This is a genomic window from Kitasatospora sp. NPDC091207, from assembly GCF_044768625.1.
GTDB lineage: Bacteria > Actinomycetota > Actinomycetes > Streptomycetales > Streptomycetaceae > Kitasatospora.
In genome coordinates this window covers 166,288-191,144 of sequence record NZ_JBIVVS010000018.1, presented here as the reverse complement: position 1 = coordinate 191,144, position 24,857 = coordinate 166,288, and the positions used below count along the sequence as shown (strand labels likewise).

Annotated in this window: 23 protein-coding genes and 1 pseudogene; 19 read left to right on the top strand and 5 right to left on the bottom strand. The window is 73.4% G+C overall.

Annotation, left to right across the window (positions count from 1 at the left end; all coding sequences use genetic code 11):
* Positions 1-9: 9 nt before the first annotated feature.
* The 12 genes from ACIQTO_RS26890 (at position 10) to ACIQTO_RS26835 (ending at position 15,607) form a co-directional block, all read left to right on the top strand.
* A complete protein-coding gene (locus ACIQTO_RS26890; protein WP_402392915.1) occupies positions 10-1,818 on the top strand; it encodes a GAF domain-containing protein in 1,809 nt (602 codons plus the stop codon).
* Positions 1,819-2,024: 206 nt separating this feature from the next.
* On the top strand, positions 2,025-2,441 hold the full coding sequence (locus tag ACIQTO_RS26885) for a YegP family protein (protein WP_402392913.1): 417 nt from the start codon (positions 2,025-2,027) through the stop codon (positions 2,439-2,441).
* Positions 2,428-2,835 carry a hypothetical protein gene (locus ACIQTO_RS26880; protein ID WP_402392911.1) on the top strand — a complete coding sequence of 136 codons (408 nt, stop codon included), beginning with the start codon at positions 2,428-2,430 and terminating at the stop codon, positions 2,833-2,835. Before ACIQTO_RS26885 ends, ACIQTO_RS26880 begins: the two co-directional genes overlap by 14 nt.
* Positions 2,836-3,329: 494 nt before the next feature.
* The gene (locus tag ACIQTO_RS26875) at positions 3,330-4,376 is read left to right on the top strand and encodes a PstS family phosphate ABC transporter substrate-binding protein (RefSeq protein WP_402392908.1); all 1,047 of its coding nucleotides are present in this window, start codon (positions 3,330-3,332) and stop codon (positions 4,374-4,376) included.
* A 137-nt stretch (positions 4,377-4,513) separates the two neighbouring features.
* On the top strand, positions 4,514-5,554 hold the full coding sequence (locus ACIQTO_RS26870; protein ID WP_402392905.1) for a PstS family phosphate ABC transporter substrate-binding protein: 1,041 nt from the start codon (positions 4,514-4,516) through the stop codon (positions 5,552-5,554).
* A gap of 275 nt (positions 5,555-5,829) precedes the next feature.
* Entirely contained in the window at positions 5,830-6,429 is a 600-nt protein-coding gene (locus ACIQTO_RS26865) for a hypothetical protein (protein WP_402392902.1), read from the top strand.
* A 237-nt stretch (positions 6,430-6,666) separates the two neighbouring features.
* On the top strand, positions 6,667-9,351 hold the full coding sequence (locus ACIQTO_RS26860) for a hypothetical protein (RefSeq protein WP_402392899.1): 2,685 nt from the start codon (positions 6,667-6,669) through the stop codon (positions 9,349-9,351).
* Positions 9,352-9,479: 128 nt separating this feature from the next.
* Positions 9,480-10,511: a phosphate ABC transporter permease subunit PstC gene (pstC, locus tag ACIQTO_RS26855; protein WP_402392896.1), complete on the top strand. Its 1,032-nt coding sequence runs from the start codon at positions 9,480-9,482 to the stop codon at positions 10,509-10,511.
* Positions 10,512-10,576: 65 nt separating this feature from the next.
* A complete protein-coding gene (gene pstA / locus ACIQTO_RS26850; RefSeq protein ID WP_402392893.1) occupies positions 10,577-11,848 on the top strand; it encodes a phosphate ABC transporter permease PstA in 1,272 nt (423 codons plus the stop codon).
* A 38-nt stretch (positions 11,849-11,886) separates the two neighbouring features.
* Entirely contained in the window at positions 11,887-13,758 is a 1,872-nt protein-coding gene (locus ACIQTO_RS26845) for a phosphate ABC transporter substrate-binding protein PstS (protein ID WP_402392890.1), read from the top strand.
* The gene (locus ACIQTO_RS26840) at positions 13,755-14,681 is read left to right on the top strand and encodes a class E sortase (RefSeq protein ID WP_402392887.1); all 927 of its coding nucleotides are present in this window, start codon (positions 13,755-13,757) and stop codon (positions 14,679-14,681) included. Before ACIQTO_RS26845 ends, ACIQTO_RS26840 begins: the two co-directional genes overlap by 4 nt.
* 38 nt (positions 14,682-14,719) lie before the next feature.
* Positions 14,720-15,607: a phosphate ABC transporter ATP-binding protein gene (locus ACIQTO_RS26835; protein WP_402392885.1), complete on the top strand. Its 888-nt coding sequence runs from the start codon at positions 14,720-14,722 to the stop codon at positions 15,605-15,607.
* 106 nt (positions 15,608-15,713) lie between these two features.
* Here the strand turns inward: ACIQTO_RS26835 and ACIQTO_RS26830 are convergent, their stop codons facing one another.
* The 3 genes from ACIQTO_RS26830 to ACIQTO_RS26820 form a co-directional block, all read right to left on the bottom strand.
* Entirely contained in the window at positions 15,714-16,538 is an 825-nt protein-coding gene (locus ACIQTO_RS26830; protein WP_402392882.1) for an HAD family hydrolase, read from the bottom strand.
* A gap of 73 nt (positions 16,539-16,611) precedes the next feature.
* Positions 16,612-17,604 carry a hypothetical protein gene (locus ACIQTO_RS26825; RefSeq protein ID WP_402392879.1) on the bottom strand — a complete coding sequence of 331 codons (993 nt, stop codon included), beginning with the start codon at positions 17,602-17,604 and terminating at the stop codon, positions 16,612-16,614.
* 81 nt (positions 17,605-17,685) lie between these two features.
* Positions 17,686-18,150, bottom strand: a complete 465-nt coding sequence (locus tag ACIQTO_RS26820; RefSeq protein WP_402392877.1) for a hypothetical protein — start codon at positions 18,148-18,150, stop codon at positions 17,686-17,688.
* Positions 18,151-18,318: 168 nt separating this feature from the next.
* Between ACIQTO_RS26820 and ACIQTO_RS26815 the strand changes: the two genes are divergently transcribed.
* Positions 18,319-18,501, top strand: coding sequence for a hypothetical protein (locus tag ACIQTO_RS26815; protein WP_402392874.1), 183 nt, complete (start codon positions 18,319-18,321; stop codon positions 18,499-18,501).
* A gap of 54 nt (positions 18,502-18,555) precedes the next feature.
* Here the strand turns inward: ACIQTO_RS26815 and ACIQTO_RS26810 are convergent, their stop codons facing one another.
* Complete coding sequence (locus ACIQTO_RS26810; protein WP_402392873.1) at positions 18,556-19,443, bottom strand: LLM class flavin-dependent oxidoreductase; 888 nt, start codon at positions 19,441-19,443, stop codon at positions 18,556-18,558.
* Positions 19,444-19,523: 80 nt separating this feature from the next.
* Here ACIQTO_RS26810 and ACIQTO_RS26805 point away from each other — a divergent pair, with 80 nt between their 5' ends.
* The 3 genes and pseudogenes from ACIQTO_RS26805 to ACIQTO_RS26795 all read left to right on the top strand — a co-directional run.
* The gene (locus tag ACIQTO_RS26805) at positions 19,524-19,838 is read left to right on the top strand and encodes a hypothetical protein (RefSeq protein ID WP_402392871.1); all 315 of its coding nucleotides are present in this window, start codon (positions 19,524-19,526) and stop codon (positions 19,836-19,838) included.
* A complete protein-coding gene (locus tag ACIQTO_RS26800; RefSeq protein WP_402392869.1) occupies positions 19,835-20,233 on the top strand; it encodes a hypothetical protein in 399 nt (132 codons plus the stop codon). Before ACIQTO_RS26805 ends, ACIQTO_RS26800 begins: the two co-directional genes overlap by 4 nt.
* 890 nt (positions 20,234-21,123) lie before the next feature.
* A pseudogene (locus tag ACIQTO_RS26795) lies at positions 21,124-21,381 on the top strand (DNA-binding protein); the annotation flags it as partial.
* Positions 21,382-21,437: 56 nt separating this feature from the next.
* Here the strand turns inward: ACIQTO_RS26795 and ACIQTO_RS26790 are convergent.
* Entirely contained in the window at positions 21,438-22,349 is a 912-nt protein-coding gene (locus ACIQTO_RS26790) for a serine/threonine-protein kinase (RefSeq protein WP_402392866.1), read from the bottom strand.
* An 87-nt stretch (positions 22,350-22,436) separates the two neighbouring features.
* Here ACIQTO_RS26790 and ACIQTO_RS26785 point away from each other — a divergent pair, with 87 nt between their 5' ends.
* The 3 genes from ACIQTO_RS26785 to ACIQTO_RS26775 all read left to right on the top strand — a co-directional run bounded on the left by ACIQTO_RS26785 (position 22,437) and on the right by ACIQTO_RS26775 (position 24,650).
* Positions 22,437-22,982, top strand: a complete 546-nt coding sequence (locus ACIQTO_RS26785) for an RNA polymerase sigma factor (protein ID WP_402392864.1) — start codon at positions 22,437-22,439, stop codon at positions 22,980-22,982.
* Positions 22,979-23,854, top strand: coding sequence for a hypothetical protein (locus ACIQTO_RS26780; RefSeq protein ID WP_402392862.1), 876 nt, complete (start codon positions 22,979-22,981; stop codon positions 23,852-23,854). Before ACIQTO_RS26785 ends, ACIQTO_RS26780 begins: the two co-directional genes overlap by 4 nt.
* Before the next feature lie 94 nt (positions 23,855-23,948).
* Positions 23,949-24,650 (top strand): hypothetical protein, encoded by a 702-nt coding sequence (locus ACIQTO_RS26775; RefSeq protein WP_402392860.1) that lies wholly within the window; start codon positions 23,949-23,951, stop codon positions 24,648-24,650.
* Positions 24,651-24,857: the final 207 nt, after the last annotated feature.

Below are 24,857 nucleotides of genomic sequence, written 5' to 3'. Positions count from 1 at the left end.
CTCGTCACCATGGACCCCACGCCAGACCTGCCGCCCGCCGCCACCCCCGACCCGGCGCCCCACCGGGTGCCCGAGATCTCCTCCCTCGGGCTGGACACCCTGGTCACCGAGGTGGCGGAACGGCTGCAGTCCGCGGCCGCCGTCACCGACCGGATGCAGCGGCTGCTGGAGGCCGTCGTCTCGGTCGGCTCCGGCCTGGACCTGCACGCGACGCTGCACCGGATCGCCACCGGTGCCGCGGAGCTGGTGGACGCCCGGTACGCGGCACTCGGCGTGATCGCACCGGGCGGCCACGGCCTGGCGGACTTCATCCACGTCGGGGTGGACGACGAGACCGCCGCCGAGATCGGCGAGCTCCCGGCCGGCCGGGGCATCCTCGGCGCCCTGATCGACCGGCCCGAGCCGCTGCGCCTCACCGACCTCGCCGCCGACCCGCGCTCCTCCGGCTTCCCGGCGCACCATCCGGCGATGAAGACCTTCCTCGGCGAGCCGATCCGGATCCGCGACGAGGTGTTCGGCAACCTCTACCTCACCGAGAAGCAGGGCGGCGGCGCCTTCACCCCCGAGGACGAGCAGGTGGTGCACGCGCTCGCCGCGGCGGCCGGTGTCGCGATCGAGAACTCCCGGCTCTACGAGGAGGGGCGGCGGCGCGAGCGCTGGATCGCCGGCGCGGCCGCCGTCACCACGGCACTGCTCTCCAACCACGAGGCCGAGGTGGCGCTGACCGTCGCGGCCGAGCAGGTGCGCGAGCTGGCGGACGCGGCGCTCGGCATGATCCTGCTGCCGACCGTGGACGGGGAGGGCGACGGGCAGATGCGGGTGGCGCACGCCTCCGGCGAGGCGGCCGAGTTCGTCCAGGGCGAGCTGCTGCCGAAGGAGAGCTTCGCCGCCCGGCTGCTGCGCGGCGACAGCGTCTACCTCGACGACATGTCCAGCGATCCGACCGTGGTGATCCGCCTGGCGCGCAGCTTCGGTCCGTCGATGGCGGTGCCGATGGTCGCTGCCGGCCGGGTGCTGGGCGGGCTCTGCGTCTGGCGCCCGCGCGGCGCGGCGCCGTTCACCGACACGGAGAAGCAGCTCGCCGGGACCTTCGCCTCACAGGCCGCGCTCGCGCTGCGGCTCGCCGAGGGCCAGCGGGACCAGCAGCGCCTCGCCGTCTTCCAGGACCGCGACCGGATCGCCCGCGATCTGCACGACCTGGTGATCCAGCGGTTGTTCGCCACCGGCATGATGCTGGAGAGCGCCGCCCGGCGCGCGGTCGTGCCCGAGGTCAAGGTCGGGATCGGCAAGGCGGTGGACGAGCTGGACGCCACCATCCAGGAGGTCCGCACCACCATCTACGCGCTCCAGCACGACAACCACGGCGACGCGCCGGACACCCTGCGGACCAGGGTGCTGCGGGAGGGCAGCCAGGCCGCGGCGGCGCTCGGCTTCAAGCCCTCGGTGACCTTCATGGGACCGGTGGAGAGCCTGGTCGGGGACAAGACCGGCCGTCAACTACTGGCCGCGCTGAGGGAGATGCTCTCCAACACGGCCCGGCACGCACGGGCCTCGCGGGTCGGCGTGGAGATCGACGCGACCGTGCACCTGGACGACGACGGCCGCCCGGTGAGCGGCGACCCGGAGTCGCTCGACCGGGCCGGGCGCCCCGGGGTGCTGCTCACCGTGACGGACGACGGCGTCGGCATCCCGGCCGGCGGGCGCCGCAGCGGCCTGCGCAACCTGACCCGGCGGGCCGAGGCGCTCGGTGGGGACGCCTGGCACGAGCCCGGCCCGTACGGGAAGGGTGCGATGGTCCGCTGGACCGCCCGGCTCTGAGTTCTCGCACGTTATCGAACGGTATGTGCTGGCAGGGGGCGTTCGGCGCGGGGATCGGGCGAGTGGTTGGTGTGCAGTCGGTGAAAGTTTAACGAGGGAGAACTTCCCGGCCAACGGAGCAAGTTGTGCATTTTCTTCCCTTCCGGGGTGCTCGTGTGCACACATAGCTTTACTCCCGTCTCGGAGGGAACCGGACTGGGGGAGCAGTGGACGCGTCGAACCGCGGTCACACCGCAGCAGGGGCAGGTCGAGGGGGGTTCCGGGTCGAACGGGCTCCGGACGGGCGGTACCGCTGGCAGCTCAAAGCGCCCAACGGCCGGGTGGTGGCGGTCAGCGCGGCCGGGTACGAAACGGCGGTCGAGGCCGAGCGCGGCTTCGACGGCTTACGTGCCGGTGCCGAAGCCCTGGTCGCCCGGATCACCCATGTCCGCGACGGCATCGGCTGGATCTGGGTCGTCCCCGGTTCACGCGCGCTCCCCGAGGTGCGCTCCAGTCGCGCGTACGAGCGGTACGCGACCTGCCAGAACGCCTTCCGCCGGTTCGTGGTGCTGCTGGCCAAGCAGCCCGACCCCGAACTCCCGGACCGACTGACCCCGTTGAGACCCACCGATGTCCGCCGCTGAGCGGCGCGGTCCGCGCCTGCTGATCGTCCCCGCCGCCGAGCGCTGTCTCGGCTGGGCGCTGCGCGCCGCCAACGGGCGGCAACTCGGCGTCGGCGTCCGCACCTACCGCAGCGAGGACGAACTCGCCGACGCGGTCAGAGAATTGATCATCGAGCGGGCGGCCCTGCGCTGTACCGTCGGGCAGTCCGAGGCCCGCCTCTGGGTCTGGACCGCCCACCTGCCGGTCCGCAGTACCCGCCCCGGCGCGGGCGAGGGCGGCCCGGTCGCCCGCAGTGCCCGCGGCTACCTCCGGCGCGACCAGTGTCAGGCCGGGGTGGACGGCTTCCTGGCCGGGCTGCAGTGGGTCGGCCAGGAGCTGCGCCGCACCGGCCGGGACAGCCGCCGGCCCTGGTAGTCCCCCCCCCCGCACGGCCCGCGGTGCCCGGTGACTCGCCCCGGTGCGCCGCCCCGGTGTCCCGGGCGGCCGGTCTCCGCCCGCGCCGGGTGGTCCGCGCCCCGGTCGCCCGCCAGCCCCGGTCGCCCGCCAGGGCCGGAAGCCCCGTCCGGGCCGTTGTCCCCGCCCGGGGCCGGCCGGCCCGCCCGTTCCCCCCGGTCCGGTGAAGCGCAGGTTTCCGGCAACCCCCCGAGCAGCCACCTGGAGAAGAACGTCACCGGCCTCCGACCTGCGGCTTTTCACCCCGCCGCGCCCCCGCTGACCAGTCACTAAACCTGTCCGAACCGATGAGTCGACAATCGCCGGCCACCGCCGACGGCCCTTCCGGGGGAACAGCCGGGCCCGACAGGATCAGCTCTGCCGGAGCGGCCGCCGCGGGTGCGGCCACCGGCCCCGGGCCCCCAACCAGGGCTCGGGCAAGCGATGCACCTCTCTCCCACCGGAGGAACAGGAACATGCGCAAGACCGCTGCCAAGCTGCTCGCCATTGCCGCCATCGCCACCTCGGTCGCGACCGTCGCCGCCGGCACCGCCATCGCCGACCCGACCGTGACCCCGGCCGCCCAGGACATCGTGGGTGTCGGCTCGGACACCACGCAGGCTGTCCTGAACCAGATCTCGACCGACTACAACGCCTTCCTGACGGCGAGCGGCAACACCACGTCGCCGCGCCTCTACAGCTGGGACGCGACCGGCACCTCGCCGATCACCACCAAGACGGGCGCCACCTCGATCGCCCGCCCGAACGGCTCCGGCGCCGGTGTCAACGCGCTGAACGCCAACACCAGCACCACGGTGGACTTCGCCCGTTCGTCCCGCGCGCCGCAGACCGGTGACCTGACGTCCGACATCTTCGTCGCCTTCGCCAAGGACGCCGTGTCCTGGGCCGCCAAGACGGGTGGCAACGCTCCCGCCAACCTGACCACGGCGCAGCTCAAGGGCATCTACGAGTGCACCACCACCAACTGGCAGCAGATCGACCCGACGCTGGCCAACGCCACCATCAAGCCGTTCCTGCCGCAGACCGACTCCGGCACCCGGTCCTTCTTCCTGAAGACCATCGGTGGCGGCACCGCGGTCACCCCGGGCACCTGCGTCACCTCCGGCACCCAGGAGAACCAGGGCACCGACCCGGTCCTGAACGACGCCAACGCCCTCGTCCCGTACTCCGTCGCCCACTACATCGGCCAGGTCTACTTCGGCCACGCGGTCGGCTCCGACGCGCAGGGTGTCCTGAGCATCCGCAACCTCAACTCGGTCGCCCCGGTCGACACCGTGAACAAGGTCATCGACCCGACCTTCGCCACGACCGCCTACAGCCGCGTGGTCTACAACGTGGTTCGCCAGGCCGAGTGGACCGCCACCGACGCGCACGGCACCGCGCTGCGCGCCATCTTCGGCACCAACGGCTGGATCTGCAAGAACGGCGCCAGCGACGTCAAGAGCTACGGCTTCCTGCCGCTGCCGAGCCCGGGTGCCTGCGGTTCCACCACCCACATCTGATCCATCCGCACCGCTCGCACGACCCGCACCACCAGCGTGACCGGCTCCACCTGACACACCAGCACCACCCGGCGGCCACGGGACTCGTGCCCGTGGCCGCCGGCCCACCGGACCACCGACACCGCGGAGCCGTGAAGATGCGCAGGACCAGGAGCACGCCGCTCGCCGTCGCCGCACTCTGCGCCTCGGTGGCCGCCGGCCTGACCGGTGGCGCCGCCCACGCGGACCCGGTCGTGACACCGGGCCCCAACGACATCGTCGGAGTGGGGTCGCAGACCACCGGGCCGCTGTTCAACCGGTTCTCCACCGACTACAACGCCTATCTGACGAGCGCCGGCGACACCCTCTCGCCGCGGCTGTACAGCTGGGACGCGACCGGCCCCGCGCCGATCGTCCCGAGGGCGAACGCGGACACGATCGCCCGCCCGTCCGGGGCCAACTCCGGTCTGGCCGTGCTGGACGGGTCTCCCAGCGGGATCGACTTCGTCCGCTCCGACCGGGCCCCGCAGGCCGGTGACCTGACGTCCGACATCTTCGTCGCCTTCGCCAAGGACGCGGTGTCCTGGGCCGCCAAGACGGGTGGCAACGCTCCCGCCAACCTGACCACGGCGCAGCTCAAGAGCATCTACGAGTGCACCACCACCAACTGGCAGCAGATCGACCCGGCCCTGCCGAACGCGACGATCAAGGCCCTCCTGCCGCAGTTCGCCTCCGGCACCCGGACGTTCTTCCTCCGGGCGATCGGCAACGGTGTCCCCGTCACCCCGGGCCCCTGCGTGACCACCGGCCCGGTCGAGAACCAGGGTGTGGACCCGGTGCTCAACGACCCGGACGTGGTCTTCCCGTACTCGGTCGGTCACTTCGTCGGCCAGGTCTACGGCGGCTACGCGACCCCGACCGACGCGGCGGGCCCGCTGACCGTCCGCACCATCAACGGCGTGGCGCCGATCACCCCGGGCCACCTCCTCAGCCCGACGTTCACGACCACCGCGTACGGGCGGGTGCTCTTCGAGGTCGTGCGCCAGGCCGAGTGGACGGCGACGGACGCGCACGGCACCGCGTTGCGGGCCATCTTCGGTCCCGCCGGGTGGATCTGCAGGAACGGCGCCGGCTCCGTCAAGAGCTACGGCTTCCTGCCGCTGCCCACGGGGCCCTGCGGGAGCACCGTCCACGCCTGACCCGGCGGCACCGCGCCGATCCCGCGCCGCCGCCCCACCGTCCCGCCGAGTGGACGGCGACCACCCCGCAGGGGACGGCGCTGCGCGCGATCTTCGGTCCGGCCGCCGCCAACGGCTGGATCTGCACCTTCCGGCGGCAACGACGTCAAGAGCTACGGATTCCTCCAGATCCCGGCCACGCAGTGCGGGATCCGAGGGTCCGTTCCCGGGCCTGTCCGGCCGGTGTTCCACCCAGCACGACCAGCACAACCGTCACCTCTCCCAAGGAGTTCAGCATGTCCCGTACCCGCGCACGCTTCGCCGCCACCGGCACCGCCGTCGTTCTCGCCGTGACCGGTCTCAGCGGTGCGGCCGTCGCCGACACGGCCCCGGCGAGCACGCCGTCCACCGGCAGCGCGGTGGTCAACTCCAGCACCACCTTCCTGAAGGACTCGGCCCTCAACGGCATCGTCGTCATCCCGCTGCCGACCGCCTCGCCCTCCTACGACAGCACCACCGGGATCAGCACCACCTTCCCGGTGACCGGCGGCTCGGCGAACCTGCCCTCCTACTACGGCGACATCGACCTCGGCGGCGGGCTGCTCTTCATCAACCTGTTCACCGGCAAGAGCGCCACCTTCAAGCAGCTCCACTTCAACGTGGGCACCTGGCAGATCACCGGTGTCGCGGTGGGCACCACGACCCCGGTCGCGCTGCTCGACCCGGCCGGTGACAGCGAGGTCACCCGCACGGGCACCCTGCAGACGCTCTCGGCCTCCGACCTCCAGCTGGACGCGGCCGGCGCCCAGTACCTGGACACCAAGCTGAACACCTCCTTCTTCACGGGCGGCCAGTCGGTCGGCTCGTTCGCGCTGAAGTTCACCCCGGGCAGCTGACCTTCCGTTAATTCCTTGCCTCCGCATCACGGCGGGCCCGCGCTCCGGCGCGGGCCCATCCGCATGCGGAGTTCCCAACTCCGGTACGGAGTCGTCGCGTTGTCGTCTCGTACACCCGGTCGACCTGATCCGGCCATGTCTGGCTGGCCGAATAGTAGGCACCGGAGCCGTCAGCGTCAGCGCGATCATTCCCCCGCGCTGCCCACGGGTGGCTCGTGATTCCCGGAGGTGCCCGCCATGAGAAACCGCGTACCCGACCCGAGAGACCGAAGGCGGTGGCGTCGGCGACTACCGGCGCTGGCGCTCGTCTGGGCGGTGGTGGCGGCGCTGGCGGTGGTCCCGATCGGGCTCGGCACCGTGCCCGAGGCACGGGCGGCGTCCTCCAAGACCGTGCCGGGCCCCAAGATCTGGCTGCCGAAGCCCGACGGGACGGGCAGCTACGGGGCGGAGGGCAGCATCACCGTCTCCCAGACGCAGAGCCTCTCCGACCAGGTCCTCCAGGTCTCCTGGAGCGGTTTCACGCCCAGCGTGAGCCGGTACGGCGGCCCGGCCACCAGTGTCCAGCCCGGCTCCGACGGCGTGCTGTACCCGGTGCGGATCTACCAGTGCCGCGGCACCGACCCCAAGGTCACGGACTGCTACGGCAGCACCCTCTACGGGGGCGACCCGGCGCTCGGGTTCGACCAGAAGCGGCCGGCCGAGGGGAAGACCGCGCCGGACCTCCCGTCGAACATGGCGATCGCGGTCACCGGCGCGGACGGTTCCGGCACGGCGGCGATCGAGGTCTGGTCCTCCAAGCTGAGCCCGTCGCTGGGCTGTGACGCCACGCACCCCTGCTCCATCGTGGTCGAGCCCAACTACGGCGGTGACCCGCTGGACCTCTACCAGATGCGGGACGGCAGCCCCGACTGCAACGAGCACATGATCGACAACGACGGCTTCTACTACTCGGCCTCCGACGTCGTGCTCGACCGCTACGAGAACTGGCTCACCGAGGCGCACGCCGGCGAGATGTGCGCGTGGAACAACCACATCGCCATCCCGATCTCCTTCGCCGCCACGCCGGACGACTGCAACATGCAGAACCCGGACGTCGTCGCCTCCGGCCTGGAGATGGCCGGCCGCGCCATGAAGCAGTGGATCACCGGCCTCTGCCTCGGGCAGTCCCCGCTGAGCGTGCAGTACACCTCGGGCGGCGGCGAGCCGCAGGCCCGTGACTCCTTCCTGGCCGGCACCCGGGTCGACGTCGGCCTGACCGCGCTGCCGGACCGCGACACACCCCGGCGGCCGTACGTCTACTCGCCGCTCGCCAGCACCGGGATCTCGGTCGCCTACCTGGTGGACGACCCGACCACCGGGCGGCAGATCCGGGACATGCGGCTCAACGCCCGGCTGGTGGCCAAGATGCTGACCCAGTCCTACCGTTCGCCGGGGACCAGGGTCATGCCGTCGGTCGACGGCAACCCGACCTGCGTCTTCTCCGACCCGGAGTTCCTCCAGCTCAACCCGCTCTCCGCGGCCAGTGGCCTGCACTGGCCGGGCTGCAGCAGCGGGCCGGAGCAGTCCCTGCCGATCGTGCTGGGCACCGCGACCGACCTGACGTACCAGCTGACCACCTGGATCGCCAACGACCCCGACGCGGCGCGCTTCCTGGAGGGCGAGCGGGACCAGTGGGGCACCCGGGTCAACTCGCACTACCTGCGCCCGGACTTCCAGGGCTTCCCGATCGACCAGCTGGTCCGCCAGGACGACAGCGGAGTCGCCCCGAACCCGGGGGAGGAGCTCCCGGAGCACCTGAAGCACTGGAAGCAGTACGAGTGGAACCCGCTGCAGACCGGCCTCAGCCAGGTGCTCCGGTACCTGCAGCAGGGCCAGGTCACCGGCCGGCTGCCCACCCCGGAGACCGACGGCAGCCACAAGGCGATCGGCCCGCAGCCGGTCGGCCAGCGGACGCTCTTCGCCATCCTGGACAGCGGCCAGGCCAAGGCCTACTCGCTGCCCGAGGCCTCGCTCCAGAACGCGGCCGGGACGTTCGTCTCGCCGAACCTGACCGGCTTCCAGGCCGCCGTGGCCGACATGCCGGTGGACGCCACCACCGGGACCCAGCTGCTGCCCTACGGCCAGCCGGACACCGCCTACTCGCGGGACCAGCGGGCCTACCCGCTCACCCTCGTCCAGTACGCGATGGTGCCCACCGGCAAGGTTCCGGCGGCCAAGGCCGCGTCGATCGGCCGGTTCCTGAAGACGGTCACCGACACCGGCCAGCTGTACGGCCCCGAGCCCGGCCGGCTGCCCGAGGGCTTCCTCGCGCTCACCAAGGACCAGCGGGCGCAGGCCCAGGACGCCCTCCTGCACGTGACGGCGCAGGACGGCAAGCTGCCGGGCAACCAGAAGGCCCCGGCCGAGCCGGGCGGCGAACAGCCGGGCGGCGATCCGGGCACGCCCGGTGACCCCGGCACCACCCCGGCCGGCGGCTCCGACGGCGGCACGGGCGTGACCGGCACCGCCGGCGGCACCGGGAGCACCGGCGGCGACACCACGCCGGTGACCGCCGGCGGCACCGGTGGCGGCACCGGCGGCCTCGGCACCACGAGCGGCAGCGGCGGCACCGGGAGCACCGGCTCCACCGGCACCGGTACCGGCACCACGGGCGCGCCCGCCGCGACCACGCCGGGCCAGCCCACGGCCAAGCCCACCGCGAGCCCGACCGCCGGTCCGCTGGCCGCCGCCCCGGTGGCCGCCGGTACGCCGGTGCCGGACCGCTCCGGCGGTGCCCGGCTGCTGCTGCCGATCGCGCTGATCGCCGGCCTGGTGCTGCTGGTCGGCGGACCGGCGGCGCTCTTCCTGGGCGGCACCGCGGCCGGCGCACGGGTGACCGGCGCGCTGCGCGGTGGCTGGACCAGGCTCCGCGGGCGGTTCTGACCCTCGTTCCGTCACCTCCGTCGACTCGGCGGGGCCGCCGTCCCGGCCCCGCCGAGTCCCCTTACGGGGCCCGTTCCCGTCCCCCCCTGTACCGAGCACCTTCCACCGAGCGCGCCGGAGAGCAGACCATGACAGCCGCCGCCGAGCCCGCGGCACCGTTCGCCGAGGCTCCACGCCAGCCCGACCGCCACCCGGACCCCGACGTACCCCGCACCATCACCGCCCCCGCCACGCCCGGCGACCGGGTGTTCCGCGGCCTGCTGCGGGCGGCCGGCCTCTCGGTCTTCGCGATCATGGGGATGATCGCCTTCTTCCTGATCCTGCGCGGCACCGAGGCGCTGCGCTCGGTCGGCTTCTCGTTCTTCACCGAGCCGAAGTGGCAGACCCAGGCGCACAACTTCGGCATCGCCGCCGTGCTGCCCAACGGCGTGCTGATCGCCGTCATCGCGCTGGTCATCGCCGTCCCGGTGGCGATCAGCGCGGCGGTCTTCATCTCCGAGTACGCGCCGGTACGGCTGCGGGCGACGCTGATCTCGCTGGTGGACCTGATGGCGGCGATCCCCAGCATCGTCTACGGCCTCTGGGGGCTGTTCTTCCTCCAGCCCCGCATCATCGGCCTGATCCGCTGGATGGCGAACCACCTCGGTGACGCGATCCCCTTCCTCAAGGTGCGCACCGGGGACATCGGCACCTCCTACACCTCGTCCACCTTCATCGCCGGTGTGGTCGTCTCCCTGATGATCATTCCGATCGTCATCTCGCTCAGCCGCGAGGTGTTCTCGCAGGCCCCGCAGGGCGAGCGGGAGGGCGCCTACGCGCTGGGGTCGACCCGCTGGGGGATGGTGCGCACCGTGGTGCTGCCGTTCGGCCGCGGCGGGGTGATCGGCGCGGTGATGCTCGGGTTCGGCCGCGCGATGGGCGAGACCATCGCCGTCGCGCTGATCATCTCGCCGAACTTCAAGGCCATCACCCACATCCTGGAGAACGGCGCCAACTCGATCTCCGCGCTGATCGCGCTGCGGTTCGGCGAGTCGGACGCGCTGTCGCTCTCCGCGCTGATGGCGGCCGGCCTGGTGCTGTTCGCCCTCACCCTGCTGGTCAACGTGGGGGCGGGCTTCGTGATCAGCCGCTCCCGCTCCGGCGCGACGACGGCGGACTGAGCCATGGCCCACCACAGACCGACGGCCCGCCGACCGCTGCCGCTCCGCCCTGAAGGGACGTACCGATGACCACCCTCGACCTGCCGCCGGCGGCGGCGCCCAGTACCGGGCCCGACGCCGTCGAAGCGGCCCGGGAACCGCTCCCCGAACGGAAGGTGAAGCTCGGCGGGATCACCCGCGAGGACGTCCTGACGATGGCCGGCGCATTCGTCGGATCGCTGGGGCTGGACTGGGTGCTCTACGAGCGCGTGCTGCCGTTCAGCGGAGCCCTCGGCTTCCTGCTCTGCTGGTACCTGCTCTTCCTGGTCGGCTACTACGCCCTGGGCCGGCTCCAGTGGGGCGCGCTGCCGGTGCGCGAACGGCTGGTCTCGGTGCTCGCCTGGAGCTCGGGCCTGCTGGTGGTCGCGCTGATCGTCGAGCAGATCGGCTACGTCACCACGCGCGGCCTGGACGCCGCCCAGCACCTGAACTTCTTCACCGAGTCGATGGAGCGGACGGCCGCCCTCTCCCCGATCACCTCCGGCGGCGCCCTCCACGCGATCGTCGGCTCGCTCGAACAGATCGCCCTGGGCACGCTGTTCGCCGTCCCGCTGGGGATCGCGGCGGCCGTCTTCATGTCCGAGGTCGGCGGCCGGCTGGCCCGTCCGGTCCGGACCCTGATCGAGGCGATGACCGCACTGCCCTCGATCGTGGCCGGCCTCTTCATCCTCGGGATCGTCATCCTCACCTTCGGCTTCGACAAGAGCGGCTTCGCGGCCTCGCTGGCGCTGACCGTGATGATGATGCCGATCGTCACCCGGGCCGCCGAGGTGGTCATCCGGCTGGTGCCGGGCACCCTGCGGGAGGCCTCGTACGCGCTGGGCGGCAGCCAGTGGCGGACGGTCTGGAACGTGGTGCTGCCCACCGCCCGGCGCGGTCTGGTGACGGCGGTGGTGCTCGGCATGGCACGCGGCATCGGCGAGACCTCGCCGGTCCTGCTGACCTCCGGGTTCACCTCGCGGTTCAACGGCGACCCGTTCAGCGGGGCGCAGATTTCGCTGCCGCTCTACGTCTGGAACTACGTCAAGCAGCCCTACCCCGACATGATCGCGCGCGCCTTCGCGGCCGCGCTGACCCTGATGGTGGTGGTGCTGATCCTCTTCGTCACCGCCCGTGTGCTCGGCGGCCGCGGGCCGGGTCAGCTGACCCGCGGCCAGAAGCGCCGCATCGAACGCGGCGCGCGGGCCGCCGCGGCCGCCCGCCCCGCGCGGGCCGCGGTCGCCACCCGCACCGCCCGGCCCGCCGCGGCCGCCCGACTCGCCCGGACCGAAGCCGTCATCGTCGCCGGGGAGCACTGATGTCCCGACCGATCCACCTCAGTACCAGAGGAGTTCCCATGCCGTGGGAGGCCGGAAGCCGCCCCGTCGCACGACCGTTGGCCGTGCTGCTCGCCACGCTGCTCGCGACCGGGTCCCTGCTGCTGGGGCAGAGCACCCCCGCGCACGCGGCCTCCGTCGCCCTCACCGCCAGCGGCTCCAGCTGGGCCTACCCGGCGATCGACCAGTGGCGCCAGGACGTCGGCCCGCAGGGCATCCAGATCGACTTCAGCGCGGTCGGCTCCGCCGCCGGGCGCAACGACTGGAACACCGGGCGCAACGACTTCACCGCCTCCGACGTGCCGTTCCGCACCAAGGCGGACACCGGTGCCAACGAGGCCGCCCGGCGCAACGGCAACGCCGGCGCGGAGCGGCCGCTGTACGGCTACTCCTACGTGCCGATCACCGCGGGCGGCACCGCGATGATGTACAACCTGGAGGTCGGCGGCAAGCAGGTCCGTGACCTCCGGCTCTCGCCGCAGAGCATCGTGGACATCTTCACCAACAAGATCACCAACTGGAACGACCCGAGGATCGCCGCGGACTACGGCCGGGCCCTGCCCGACATGCCGATCACCCCGGTGGTGCGCTCCGACGGCTCCGGCGCCACCGCCCAGTTCACCCGGTGGATGAGCCACACCTTCCCGGCGCAGTGGGACGCGTACTGCATGGCCGCGAACGGGGCCGGCTGCGGTGACTACACCGAGTTCTTCCCGTCGTCCGGCCGGATGACCGCGCAGAGCAGCTCCGACACGGTGGCCGGCTACATCAAGGCCAAGTCCGGTCTCGGCTCGATCGGTTACGACGAGTACGCGTTCGCCAAGCGCAGCAACTGGCCGGTCGTGAAGGTCCTCAACCCGGCCGGCTACTACACCCTCCCCACCGCCTCCAACGTCGCCATCGCGCTGACCGCCGCCAAGATCCGCGGCGTGGACGACGCGACGGCCCCGAGCGACCCCGACTACCTGCAGCAGAACCTCGACGGCGTCTACACGATGAACGACGCCCGTTCGTACCCGCTCTCCAGCTACAGCTACCTGATCGTGCCGCGGACCGGCGCCGCGCTCGCCCCGCCGCCGAAGTTCAGCAACGACAAGGGCTCGGCGCTGAGCCGCTTCCTGGCCTACGTGCTCTGCCAGGGCCAGGGCGAGGCCGACGAGCTCGGCTACTCGCCGATCCCGCGCAACCTCGTCCGGGGCGGGCTGCTCCAGGCACAGAACATCCCCGGCAACGCCAGCCCGGTCGACCCCAACACGCTGTCCAACTGCGCCAACCCGACCTTCAACGGGGAGGGGCGGCTGACCATCCTCGACAACGCCCCGCAGCCCAGCGCGTGCGACGCGAAGGGCACCCCGCTGGACTGCGTCGTCCAGGGCGGCAAGGCCGTGAAGAGCGGCTCGGGCGGCACCGGTACCGGCACCGGCGGGGGTGGCGGCTCCGCCACCGGGGGCTCGGGTTCGGCGGCCGGCGGTGGCACCGGCAGCACGGGCACCGGCACCGGCAAGACACCCGGCGCGACCGGGACCGGCGCGGGTGGCACCGGCGGGACCGGCGGCACGGGCGCCGGCGCGGGTGGCACGGGCGGTACGGGCGGCACCGGCGGTACCGGTGACGCCGCGGCCGCCGGCGGGGACACCGGCGCCCCGGCGGCCGGCGAGGGCGACCCGACGGCCGAGGACGTCGTCGACCCGCAGACCGGCCAGGTGGTCGCCCGCGGTCGCGGCGGCGGCGTCGGGGAGGTCCCGGCGAACGTGGTCGCCGTCGGCGGCCGGCCCGAGGACTGGCTGCTGAGCACCCTCACCGCGCTCGAACTGCTCGCCGTCGTCATCGTCCCGCCGCTGCTCGGCCGCCGGCTGCTGCGGCGCCGCAACTCCGCCGGCGGCCGGTCATGACCGCCCCGGCGCTGGAGAAGCCGGTGACCCCGGCGCGGCTGACCAAGGAGCCGGCGCCCGCCGCGCCCGCCCCGGTGCCCGAGCCGGCCGACCCGGGCACCGGCACCACCCCCGCCCGGCGGCGGTTCCTGCAGGCGGCCTGGGCGGTCAGCCTGCTGGCGGCGCTGACCCTGGGGTTCGTCGGCTATCTCTTCACGCTCTCGCACCTCCAGGAGAAGCACTTCCAGTCCACCGCCTACAAGACCTTCCGGGACCAGCTGGGCCGGGCGGTCGCCCCGACCGGCGCGGCCGCCGACGGGGACCCGGTGGCCCTGCTGGACATCCCGGCGATCGGCCTGCACCGGGCCGTCGTGGTGGAGGGCACCACCGGCCGGGACCTCATGCGCGGACCCGGCCACCGGCGGGACACCGCGCTGCCGGGGCAGAGCGGGGTGTCGGTCGTGTTCGGCCGCGGGGCGAGCTTCGGAGCGCCGTTCGCCGACCTCTCCAAGCTCCGGGTCGGGGACAAGATCGAGGCGACCACCGGGCAGGGCAGGTTCACCTACACCGTCAACGTGTACGGGGACGGCGACCACCCGATCAGCGACCCGGCCCGCAACCGGCTGGTCCTGGTCACCGGGGACTCCAGCTGGATCCCCGGCTCGACGGCGCTGATCGGCGCCCGGCTGGACGGCGACCCCGAGGTCAACCCGGGCGGCCGGCCCGCCACCGTCCCGTACGACAAGGCGCTGGCCGCCGACAAGAGCGCGCTGGCCGCGCTGCAGCTGTGGTCGCTCGGGCTGCTGGGCGCGGTGGTGGCCGCCCTCGTGCTGGCCCGGGTCTGGCACCGCTCGGCCGCCTACCTGAGCCTCGCGCCGGTCATCGGCGCGCTGCTCTGGGCGGTCTACGAGAACGCCGCCGCCCTGCTGCCCAACCTCTACTGAAGCGCGCCCGGAGGACCGTACCGATGACGGATGTACCGATGACCGACGCACCCCTGCTCGACCAGTTCACCCAGCACGACCGGGGCGGCTCCGCGGCCGAGACCACGCTGACGCTGCCGTCCGTGCCCGACGTGGCCCCCTACGACGCCCCGCTGGCCGGGCTGGAGACCCGTGACGTCTCCGCCTGGTTCGGCTCGCACAAGGTGCTGGAGCGGGTCTCGCTCGCCATGCCTGCCGGGGAGGTCACCGCGCTGATCGGCCCGTCCGGCTGCGGCAAGTCCACCTACCTGCGGATCCTCAACCGGATGCACGAGATGGTGCGCGGCGCCGCGCTCGCCGGCGAGGTGCTGCTGGACGGCGACGACGTCTACCGGCCCGGCCGGCGGCCGGCCGAGGTGCGCCGCCGGATCGGGATGGTCTTCCAGCGGCCCAACCCCTTCCCGGCGATGTCCATCCAGGACAACGTCTCCAGCGGGCTGAAGCTGGCCGGCATCAAGGTGTCCCGGGACGAGCGCGAGGAGCTGGTGGAGAGCAGCCTGCGCCGGGCCGGCCTCTGGGACGAGGTCGCCACCCGGCTGCACACCCCGGGCGGTGCGCTCTCCGGCGGTCAGCAGCAACGCCTGTGCATCGCACGGTCGTTGGCGGTCTCGCCGGACATCCTGCTGATGGACGAGCCGTGCTCGGCGCTCGACCCCACCTCCACCCGGCGGGTCGAGGAGACCATCGCCGAGCTGCGCGGGCGGCTCACCATCGTGATCGTGACCCACAACATGCAGCAGGCGCAGCGGGTGTCGCAGTCCTGCGCGTTCTTCCTGGCCACCCACGACACCCCGGGGCGGATCGTCGAGGCCGGGCCGACCGAGCAGCTGTTCACCAGCCCGCGTGACCAGCGGACCTCGGACTACGTCAACGGCCGCTTCGGGTAACCGGATCGCGGGGCCGGGCCGGGTCGGGGCGGGAGGGTCGCCGCGCCGGCCCGGCCCTTTTACGTGCCCGCCCCTGTTCGTGCCCGCCCCCGGGCGGCCCGCCGGCTCAGCGGCCGACGAACCGCTCCAGCACCGCCGCCACGCCGTCCTGCTCGTTGCTCACCGTGTGCAGCGGCACCGCCGCCAGCACCTGCGGATGCGCGTTGGCGACGGCGTACGCGGTACCCGCCCAGGCCAGCATCTCCAGGTCGTTCGGCATGTCACCGAAGGCCACCACCTCGCTCCGGTCGATCCCGCGCCCGGCGCACCAGCGGGCCAGCGTGCTCGCCTTGGTGACGCCGGGCGCGCTGATCTCCAGCAGCGGGATCGGCGCGGACCGGGTGATCTCCGCCAGGTGCCCGGCCGCCTCGCGGGCCACCGAGAGCAGCTTGTCGGGGTCGAGGTCCGGGTGCTTCGCCAGCAGCTTGAACAGGCCGTGCACCGGCCCGCCGGTGCCGAGCAGCTCCTCGGCCGGGCCGATCGGATGGTTCTCGTCCTGGCCCCACATCCGCACCTCGTAGCCGGGCTCGCGGGCGAACCCGGCCGGGTACTCGAAGGCGAACGCGGTACCGGGCAGCTTCGCCCGCAGTGCCGCCACCACGGCCAGCGCGGCCTCCGCGTCGAGCGGGAAGGACTCCAGCAGCTCGCCGCGCCGCACGTCCACCACCGCGCCGCCGTTCGAGCAGATCGCCACGCCGTGGCCGCCGATGTGCCGGCTGACCTGCTGCATCCAGCGCGGCGGCCGACCGGTCACGAAGACCACCTGGACCCCGGCCGCCTCGGCGGCCGCCAGCGCGGCGGCGGTGCGCTCGGAGACGGTGCCGCCGGCGCACAGCAGCGTGCCGTCCAGGTCGGTGGCGATCAGGCGGGGGGCGGTGCGGGGAGTGGTCACCGGTCCATCTTCGCCTACCGCCGTCGGGAGGTCACCGCCGCGACGGCGACCTCCCGACGGCGGCCGGGCCCGGCTAGCCCCGGGCCACCCGCAGGGTCAGCGCCGCGGTGTGCAGCGTGCCGCCGGTCTGGAACTGGAGGAAGAGCCGCCAGTCCCCGGCGGCCGGCAGCTCGGCGTGGAACGACAGCGACGGGCCGCCGGTGCTGCCGGCCTCGGCCCGCGCCCCCGGGTGGAGGTGGGCGAAGGCCTGGTCCCCGGCGTGGAAGGCGGTCAGGTGGGCGAAGGTCTCCAGGTACGGCTGGAGGTCGGTGACCGGCCTGCCGTCCCGGCTGACGGTGACCTTCAGCTCACCCGCCCGCCCGGCGGCCGGGGCGCCCTCGACGGCGACGGTGTACCCGTCCACGGTCGCGGTGCCGGTGGCGGCGGGCAGCTCGGCGGTGCCCGCCGCGCCGTCGCCGGGGACGTCCACCGTCCGGCTGAGCACCAGGCCGGTGCCCTTTCCGGCGCCGCTGTCCGGGACGAACGAGGCGTAGACCCGCCAGGTGCCGGCGGTGAGGGCGGCCAGCGGGGCGGTCCAGGTGCCGTCGGCGGCCATCTCGGGGTGCAGGTGCTGGAAGCCGGTCAGGTCGGAGCGGATCGCGTAGAAGTGCATCCGCTTGGTCTGGTCGGTCTCGAACGCGGTGACGGGACCGCCGTCCGGGCCGGTGACGGTGAACCGGTACTCGGTGGGGGCCCCGGCGGGGAGCGTCCCGGCGGCCGCGGTGAGGCGGTAGCCGTTCCGCTCGGCCGCGGGGACGGCCGCGGCGGCCGGGCCGGCCGCCGCAGTGGCGGCGTCGGCGCCGGGCAGCTGGTGGCCCTGGTGGCCGTCGGCCGCGGCGGACGGCGTGCCGGTGGACGGTGTGCCGGTGGCCGTGGCGCTCGCGCCGTGGTCCATCCCGGCCATGCCGCCCTTGCCGTCCGCGCCGCCCGTCGGGTCGGAGCCGCAGGCGGCCAGGGTGAGGGCGAGGACGGCGGCGCCGGCGGTGAGCGCCAGTGCGCGGGTACGGGTACGGGTGCTGAGGGACATCTGGTCGGTTCTCTTCCGGTGGGTGCGGGCAGGACGCGGCGCGCCCGGAGCCCCCGCGCGGGGCGTCCGGTGCGGGCCCGGTCAGGTCCGTGCGACGCACACCCGGAGCAGCAGTCGGCGTCCGGCGTCCGGTGGCGCCCGTGGGCCGGTGGCCCGCCGCCCCTGCGTGGCCGCGGGCTCCGGCACCTCGGGCGGCACGACCGCCGCCCCGGCGGCGAGCGGTGCGGTGACGGGGAGACCGGCGCGCTCACGGTCCCGGGCCGACACGCAGGAGACGGCTCGCGGATCCCCGCCCGGTGCCCGCCGCCGGTCCAGGTCCGGCGTGCCGGCGGGGGCGGGGCCGCGCGCGTGGTCGATTCCGTCGGCGCCGTGCGCGCCGTGGCCCGACGCGGCCGCCGTGACGGGCGTGGGCCCGTGGCACCCGGCCGCCGCCGTGGGCGAGCCGTGCATCAGGAAGAGTCCGGCCAGCAGCCCGCAGAGCAGCAGCAGCCGGGCCGTCGCCCCGCCGCCTCCGCGCCCACGGGCGCGCCCGCCGTCTGCCGTCACGGGCCAGACGATACCCCCGGGCCGTATTCGATCGCCGTAAGCGCCCGCCCGTGCGCCCTGTTTCGGCCCCCGAGCCGTCCTTTCCGGCCGTTTCTCCGCCCCTCAGGGTGTCCCGCTTCCCCCACGCGGGCATGACTGTCCTCGGCCACCCCGTCGGCAGGAAGAGCCATGCGAACTCGCCACGCCCAAGACGAGCGCCCACCGACCACCACGCCGGACGCCCCGCGCGAGACGCGCGACCCGGTCCTGATCGGCGACATCATCTTCGACACCCTCGCCGACCTGGCCCGCCGCACCGCCCCGGCCTCGATCCCGCACGTCCCCAACCAGCGCACCCGCCCGCACCCGTGACCGCCGCCGGCCGGCCGCTCCGAGGGGAGCCGCCGGCCGGCGCGCGGGCCGGCCTCAGCCCAGTTGGGCGAGGCCCTCGGTGGCGATCCGCTCGAAGACCGCGAGGTCGTTGGCGAAGATCGAGTCCGGCACCGGCCAGTGGATCACCAGCTCGGTGATCCCCAGCTCCCGGTAGGTGCCCGCCCAGTCCACGAAGGCGTCCAGCGACCGCAGCGGCTTCTCCGCCGTCGAGCCCTGCAGCAGCACCTTCTCCAGCTCCGCGACGTCCCGCCCGGCCGCCTCGCAGGCCGCCGTCAGCTTGGCCAGCTGCCCGGCGATCACCGCCGGCGCCTGCTCCACCGGCACGTCCGCCGGTCCCTTCGGGTCCCCGTACGTCACCCAGCCCTGCCCGTACCCGGCGGCGAGCCGCAGCCCGCGCGGCCCGGTCGCGGCGACGTAGAACGGCACCCGGGGCCGTTGCGTACAGCCGGGGATGTTCCGCGCCTCGACCGCCGAGTAGTACGCGCCCTCCCGGGTCGTGGCATCGGTGCGCAGCAGCTCGTCGAGCAGCGGCAGGAACTCCCCGAACCGGTCCGCCCGCTCCTTGGGCGACCACGCCTCCTGCCCCATCGCCGTCGCGTCGAACCCCGTCCCGCCGGCCCCGATCCCCAGCGTCAGCCGCCCGCCGGACACGTCGTCCAGCGACACGATCTCCTTCGCCAGCGTGACCGGATGCCGGAAGTTCGGCGAGGTGACGAGCGTGCCGAGGCGTAGCCGCTCGGTCGCCGTGGCCGCCGCGGTCAGGGTCGGCACCGCCCCGAACCAGGGCTCGTCCCGGAACGACCGCCAGGACAGGTGGTCGTAGGTGTACGCGGCGTGGAACCCGAGGTCCTCGGCCCGCCGCCAGATCTTCTGCCCCTCGCTCCACCGGTGGATGGGGAGGATAACGGTACTCAAGCGCATGCAGCGACGATACGCGCGCAAATCGGCGGTGCTTCGAACCGCCCGTGAGACGGCACGGGCAGGTTGGCCAGCGTGGCGCCATGGGCACGTTGAGCAGGCGAGAACTGGCCGCGTTGGTCGATGAGGCGACGGTCGACACCTATGACGAGCACGAGCAGGTGTCGGCTCTGTCCACCGCCGTCGAGGAGAACCTGGCGGTGCCGTTCGGCACTTTGGTGCTGGGCGTCGAGGTGACCGTGCGCGGCGTCGACCTGTCGCGGGACGGCAGGATCGTCGCCCTGTGCACCCGTGACGGATTCCGGCAGACGATCGGGCTGCTGGACCTTCCACTGCCGGACCCGGCTCCGGCCGGAGCGGAGTGGGTCGAGGCATATCGCTACTTCTGGGCGCAGTGAGCGTCGGCACCTTCAAGACCGAGAGGGCTCGCATGACTGCTGTTGTACGGAGCGAGGACGAGGCGTCGTTGCGAGGCCTGATCGAGCGATGTTCCGAACTGAAGGGCGAACTCGTCGCCTTCGCGCAGAGCGCGCGCTTCGACCGCTGGTTGATCCCCCTCCTGCTGGAGGGCGCGGGCCCTGAGCGGCGACTGGATGAGGGCGACGCGATCCGGATCATCGACCACTTCATCCTGCGGTACCGCCTGCCGGGCGATACCACCGTGGTGGACCGATTCGTCGGCTCACGGCGGGACTTGAGCGAAGTTGATCGGGATATGCTGCTCGGCCGGCGTGACCCGTCGAGGGCATCTTCGAGATCCGACGCAAGGACGGAGACGGCGTCGTCCTGCTGAACCTGGTCGACGACCTGGAGTACCGCACGTACTCGAACGTCGGGCCGAGGGCCTTCCGTGGAGTGTCCAAGGGACAGTTCCTTCTCGCCTGCCTGGTGCCCCTCCACGCGGCCGACGGTGTGTGGCTGATCTCCGGGATGATGTCGTCCTACCCGAAGTCCAGCGCCACCGAGATCGCCCAGGCCGCGCTCCAACTGGCTACCAGCCGACCCGAACTGGTCTTCCGCAACCCCGAGAAGATCGAGCAGGGATGGGAGCGGATGCGGGAGGACCGCGCCGCGTTCGTCGAGTTCTGCGGCGGCGACGAACTGGTCCTGCCCCCTGCCCCCTGCCGAGGCCGAGGCCAGGCTCAACGCCTACTACCGGCACCGGCAGGAAGCCACCGCCGCCGCACACCCCGACCACGCACAAGGCAGGCGGCTGCCCGGGCTGGACTTCCCGGCATTCGAACTTCCACCGGCCCTCGCAGACTCGGACACCATCGGCGTCATCCACGACGAAGTCGACGGAATGAACTTCTACGCGGACTACGGGATGCTGCGGGACCTCTTCGCCGACCCGGCCCTCGCAGGCCGCAGGCCGCAGGCGGCACCAGGACCTGCTACGCACATACCTGCGCGAGGACTCGATCGCGCCCCTGCCGATCCGCCGCCTGGCCACCGCCCACCCGGAGACCACCGACGCGGTCTTCCGGAAGCTGCTGCGGAAACCCGGATTCACCTGGGCCCAGCACGGCGAGGAACTGTTGCGCCGACGCAAGCCCTGGTACTACACACAGGAGTCCCGACCCGGCGTCTCCGTGATCGGCGAGCGCCTCAGCGAACTCGCCGCCGGCGACCGACGGCGGAAGCTCACGAGAGCGCGACGCGTGTCGGCGGCCTCGTCCGGGTGAAGTCGCGCACGCCCGTGTGAACGAAGCCCGGTTGAACCGGACACTCTCCCGGGTCACGGTCGAGGCGGTCACCGATCAGGCGGCAAGGGCCTCGGCCAGGCTGCTGAAGCGGGCCGGACCGCACGGGCACGAGTACGCGGTCGACGCGACTGCGGCAGAGATGGCGCTGCGGCAGCCGGGGCCGGTGGCCATGCTCACCTCGGACGTCGACGACATGGCCAAGCTCTGCGGCACCCGCGTACGGCTCATCGCCGTCCGAGCCCGGGCGGGACTCGAACCCTCGGCCCGGTGCGGACCGGCTCCCCGCCGGATTCAACGCGGCAGCCAGCTCAGCAGGGTCGTCGCCGTGAACACCGTGCCCGACGCCAGCCAGACCGCGCGCGGGGTCAGCCACCCGGGGCCTTCCAGGGGCTGGGGCTGCGGGGCCGGAGCCAGCAGCGCGTCCGCGAAGGCCTCGGCGGTCGGCGGTCGGTCCGCCGGCTCGACGGACATCGCGGCCCGTAGCAGCACGGCGACGTGCGGTGGGAGGTCCGCTCCGGCCGGGAGCGCCGGCAGCGTCGAGGCGGTCGGCCGGTCGGTCATCAGGGCGGTGGCGCGTCCGCCCGGGCCGAACGGCTTCTGCCCGGTCAGCAGCTCGTAGGCCACGACGGCCAGCGCGTACACGTCGGCCCTCCCGTCGAACCCGCCGGTCTGGAAGGCCTGTTCCGGTGCCATGTACGCGGGCGTGCCCGTGGTCACCGTCAGCCCGGACGCGTCGGCCAGTTGCTTGGCGCTGCCCAGATCCGCCACCAGCACCGCGGTGGGCGCGGGGCCGGTGGCGAGCAGCAGGTTGGACGGCTTGACGTCGCGGTGCACCACGCCCGCCTCGTGCAGGACCTGGACCGCGTAGCCCGCCTCCGCGGCCAGCCGCAGCGCCTCCTGCCGGTCGCACTGCCCGACCCGGTCGGCCAGGGTGCCGCCGCGTACGTAGTCCATGACGAAGTAGGGCCGGTCCTCCTGCACCCCGACGTCATGCACCCGGACCACCCGCGGGCTGGCGATCCGGCGCAGCAGCCTCGCCTCCGCCAGGAACCGCTCGCGCACATCGGCGTTGGCGGCCCAGTTCTCGGCCAGCACCTTCACCGCGACCTCGGTGTCGAGCTCCGGATCGTAGGCCTTCCAGACCGTCGCGAAGGAGCCGGCTCCGAGCCGCTCCAGGAGGAGGTAACGGCCGAGCTTGCGCATGTGGCAGCATTCTGCCGGAGTCGGGTGGAGTGCGGAACTCCCCTTCGACGGGTGGGGTGCCGGGCGGGACGAAACGGGGGGATCCGGGTGTTCGAGGAAGGCGAGCTGGAACGGCTCGTGACGGCTGCTCGGGCGGGGGACCCGGGGGCGATGGAGCACCTGCTGGCCAAGCTGCGGCCGGTGGTACTGCGCCGCTGCTCGCGCTTCCTGCCCCACCACGCCGACGCGGAGGAGGCCGCGCAGGACGCGCTGCTGTCCATCAGCACGCACCTGGGCGAGTACGGCGGCCACGGCTCCTTCCTGGGCTGGGTGACGGTGATCGCCTCGAACGCCGCCCGGTCCACCTACCGCTCGATGCGCCGGCGCGCCGAGGACAGCCACGCCGACCTCCCCGAGTCCGTCGACCCGCGCACCACCAGCGTCATCGCCGGGACCCGGCTCGACCTGATGGAGGCGCTGGCCGCGCTGGAGCGGCAGCACCCCGGCCTGGTGGAGTCCTTCGTGCTGCGCGACCTGGGCGACCTGACCTACGTCCAGGTGGCCGAGGAGCTGGACGCCCCGCTGGGCACGGTCAAGGACCGTATCCACCAGGCCCGCCGCTTCATGCGCGAGCGCCTGGTCACCGGTCTGTGAACGGCGGTCCCGCGGCGGGCGGCGGCCGCGTCGCGGTCCGGCCCCGGTCCGCCGTCGCCGCCCTGGTGGCAGCCGCCGCGCTCGGGCTGGCGGCCGGCCGATTCGTCCTGCCACCGCCCCCCGGTGCCACCGCGCACCCGGCGGCCCGGTCGGGTGCCGCGGTCGGCGGGGCGTCCCAGGGCGCGTCCGCTCTCGCGACGCCCGGCGTGTCCGTCCCGACACCCTCGGCCTCCGGCTCCGGCTCCGCCTCGCCGACCGGTGCGACCGGTGCGACCGGTGCGACCGGTGCGACCGGGCCGGTGACGACCGCGAACCTTCTGGAACCCGCGGCGTTCAGCCCGGACATCGGCACCGGGCGGATCCACGTCACCGACCGGTACGGCGACGGGGCTTACGCCAACGCGGCCTGCTCCGGCGAGAAGACCCTCACCCAGACCCTGGGCGGGCCCGGTGCCCACTTCCGCGAACTGATGACCGGCGCCCGCACCGACCCCGGCGCCCCCACACCGGCCGCCGGCCGCGACGACCAGGTCGCCCGCGAGGTCGCCGCCGATGCCCGGAGCCCTTCCCTGGCGCAGAACTTCGCCGAGCGCCTGCTGCTGGAGCAGGTGCCCTGCCAGGAGGCAACGCCGGGGCACTGGGTCTACGGAAGGACCGCGACGGTGCGGCTCGCCCCGGACGTCACCGCGAGCTGGATGGGCACCTACCAGGGATCCTTCAACACCACCGGCACGGCGCCCGAGGGCAAGGAGCCCTGCGGCGGCATCGCCGTGCTGCGCAGCGGCACCCACTACGGGGTGCTGGAGGTCGATGCCTGCCTGGGGACGGCCGCGATGGACCGCGTCGTCAGGACCGCTCTGTCACAGCTGTGAAACAGCCGGTCAGGGCTCCAACTTTCCCTCCTCCGGCGGCATCTCCCCGGTTGTACGAGGACGCAGCAGGCGTCCCGACCAGCAGGGGGACCAGATGACCGAGAACCAGGCCGTCCAGCAGAAGTCCGTTCGCCGCAACCGGGTCGCCGCCGCGGCCTGCTTGGCCGCCGCACTGATCACGGTCAGCGTCGTCGGCACCCAGTCGGCCACCGCCGACGGGGCCGCGCACAACGCCGCGCAGCGCACCGCGGTCGCCGCCACCCACCCGGCCGCGGCCGCCACGCCCGGACTCGGCTCCGCCGACCTCGTCCAGAGCGAGGACTTCCGGCCGGGCCTGACCCCGGTCGGCGCGACCGTCACGCTGACCGGACGTCAGGGGCTCTCCGCGTGCTCCGGCGAGGAGACGATGCGCGACCTGACCGAGGGCAAGGCCACCGCGTACGCGTCCGTGACCTGGACCTTCGACACCGACGGCCTCCTGACCGAGTCGGCTGCGAGCGCTCCCACCGGGGCCGTGGCCGACGCCTGGGAGAAGCAGCTCGTCGCGCTCGTCCAGGACTGCCAGGACGAGCCCGCCGGCCACTGGTACTACGGTGCGGCCCACACCCTGAGCGTCACCGGCGGCACCGCCCGCTGGTACCCGGCCTACAACGGCGACGGCACCGTCAGCGGCGGGGTCGCGGTCCTGCGCAGCGGCACCAGGGCCGCCGTCGTCGAGCTCACCGGCCGGCCCACCGACGCCCCGAACTACGTCGAAGGCATCGCCACCGCGGCGCTGAACCGCCTCCCCTCCTGAACGGCAGCCCCGCTCCGCCCGCTCCGCCCGCTCCGCCCGCTCCGCCCGCTCCGCCGGGCGGAGCGGGGCCCGAACAGCGAAGAGGCGACGTCTCCGGGTATGTCGCGGAGGCAGCGGCCCGCCGGATGAGGCACCACCTGCTCGCGGACGGTCTCCGCCGCGACCGGGGCGCCTGATCCCGCTGCATGCGGTCGACCCGCTCTGGGC

Excerpts from the sequence above, each read along its gene's own strand:
- ACIQTO_RS26890 (WP_402392915.1), top strand. The coding sequence starts at position 10 with ATGGACCCCACGCCAGACCTGCCGCCCGCCGCCACCCCCGACCCGGCG.
- ACIQTO_RS26880 (WP_402392911.1), top strand. The coding sequence starts at position 2,428 with ATGTCCGCCGCTGAGCGGCGCGGTCCGCGCCTGCTGATCGTCCCCGCC.
- ACIQTO_RS26875 (WP_402392908.1), top strand. The coding sequence starts at position 3,330 with ATGCGCAAGACCGCTGCCAAGCTGCTCGCCATTGCCGCCATCGCCACC.
- ACIQTO_RS26870 (WP_402392905.1), top strand. The coding sequence starts at position 4,514 with ATGCGCAGGACCAGGAGCACGCCGCTCGCCGTCGCCGCACTCTGCGCC.
- ACIQTO_RS26865 (WP_402392902.1), top strand. The coding sequence starts at position 5,830 with ATGTCCCGTACCCGCGCACGCTTCGCCGCCACCGGCACCGCCGTCGTT.
- ACIQTO_RS26860 (WP_402392899.1), top strand. The coding sequence starts at position 6,667 with ATGAGAAACCGCGTACCCGACCCGAGAGACCGAAGGCGGTGGCGTCGG.
- pstC (WP_402392896.1), top strand. The coding sequence starts at position 9,480 with ATGACAGCCGCCGCCGAGCCCGCGGCACCGTTCGCCGAGGCTCCACGC.
- pstA (WP_402392893.1), top strand. The coding sequence starts at position 10,577 with ATGACCACCCTCGACCTGCCGCCGGCGGCGGCGCCCAGTACCGGGCCC.
- ACIQTO_RS26845 (WP_402392890.1), top strand. The coding sequence starts at position 11,887 with ATGCCGTGGGAGGCCGGAAGCCGCCCCGTCGCACGACCGTTGGCCGTG.
- ACIQTO_RS26840 (WP_402392887.1), top strand. The coding sequence starts at position 13,755 with ATGACCGCCCCGGCGCTGGAGAAGCCGGTGACCCCGGCGCGGCTGACC.
- ACIQTO_RS26835 (WP_402392885.1), top strand. The coding sequence starts at position 14,720 with ATGACCGACGCACCCCTGCTCGACCAGTTCACCCAGCACGACCGGGGC.
- ACIQTO_RS26825 (WP_402392879.1), bottom strand. The coding sequence starts at position 17,604 with ATGTCCCTCAGCACCCGTACCCGTACCCGCGCACTGGCGCTCACCGCC.
- ACIQTO_RS26815 (WP_402392874.1), top strand. The coding sequence starts at position 18,319 with ATGCGAACTCGCCACGCCCAAGACGAGCGCCCACCGACCACCACGCCG.
- ACIQTO_RS26810 (WP_402392873.1), bottom strand. The coding sequence starts at position 19,443 with ATGCGCTTGAGTACCGTTATCCTCCCCATCCACCGGTGGAGCGAGGGG.
- ACIQTO_RS26805 (WP_402392871.1), top strand. The coding sequence starts at position 19,524 with ATGGGCACGTTGAGCAGGCGAGAACTGGCCGCGTTGGTCGATGAGGCG.
- ACIQTO_RS26790 (WP_402392866.1), bottom strand. The coding sequence starts at position 22,349 with ATGCGCAAGCTCGGCCGTTACCTCCTCCTGGAGCGGCTCGGAGCCGGC.
- ACIQTO_RS26775 (WP_402392860.1), top strand. The coding sequence starts at position 23,949 with ATGACCGAGAACCAGGCCGTCCAGCAGAAGTCCGTTCGCCGCAACCGG.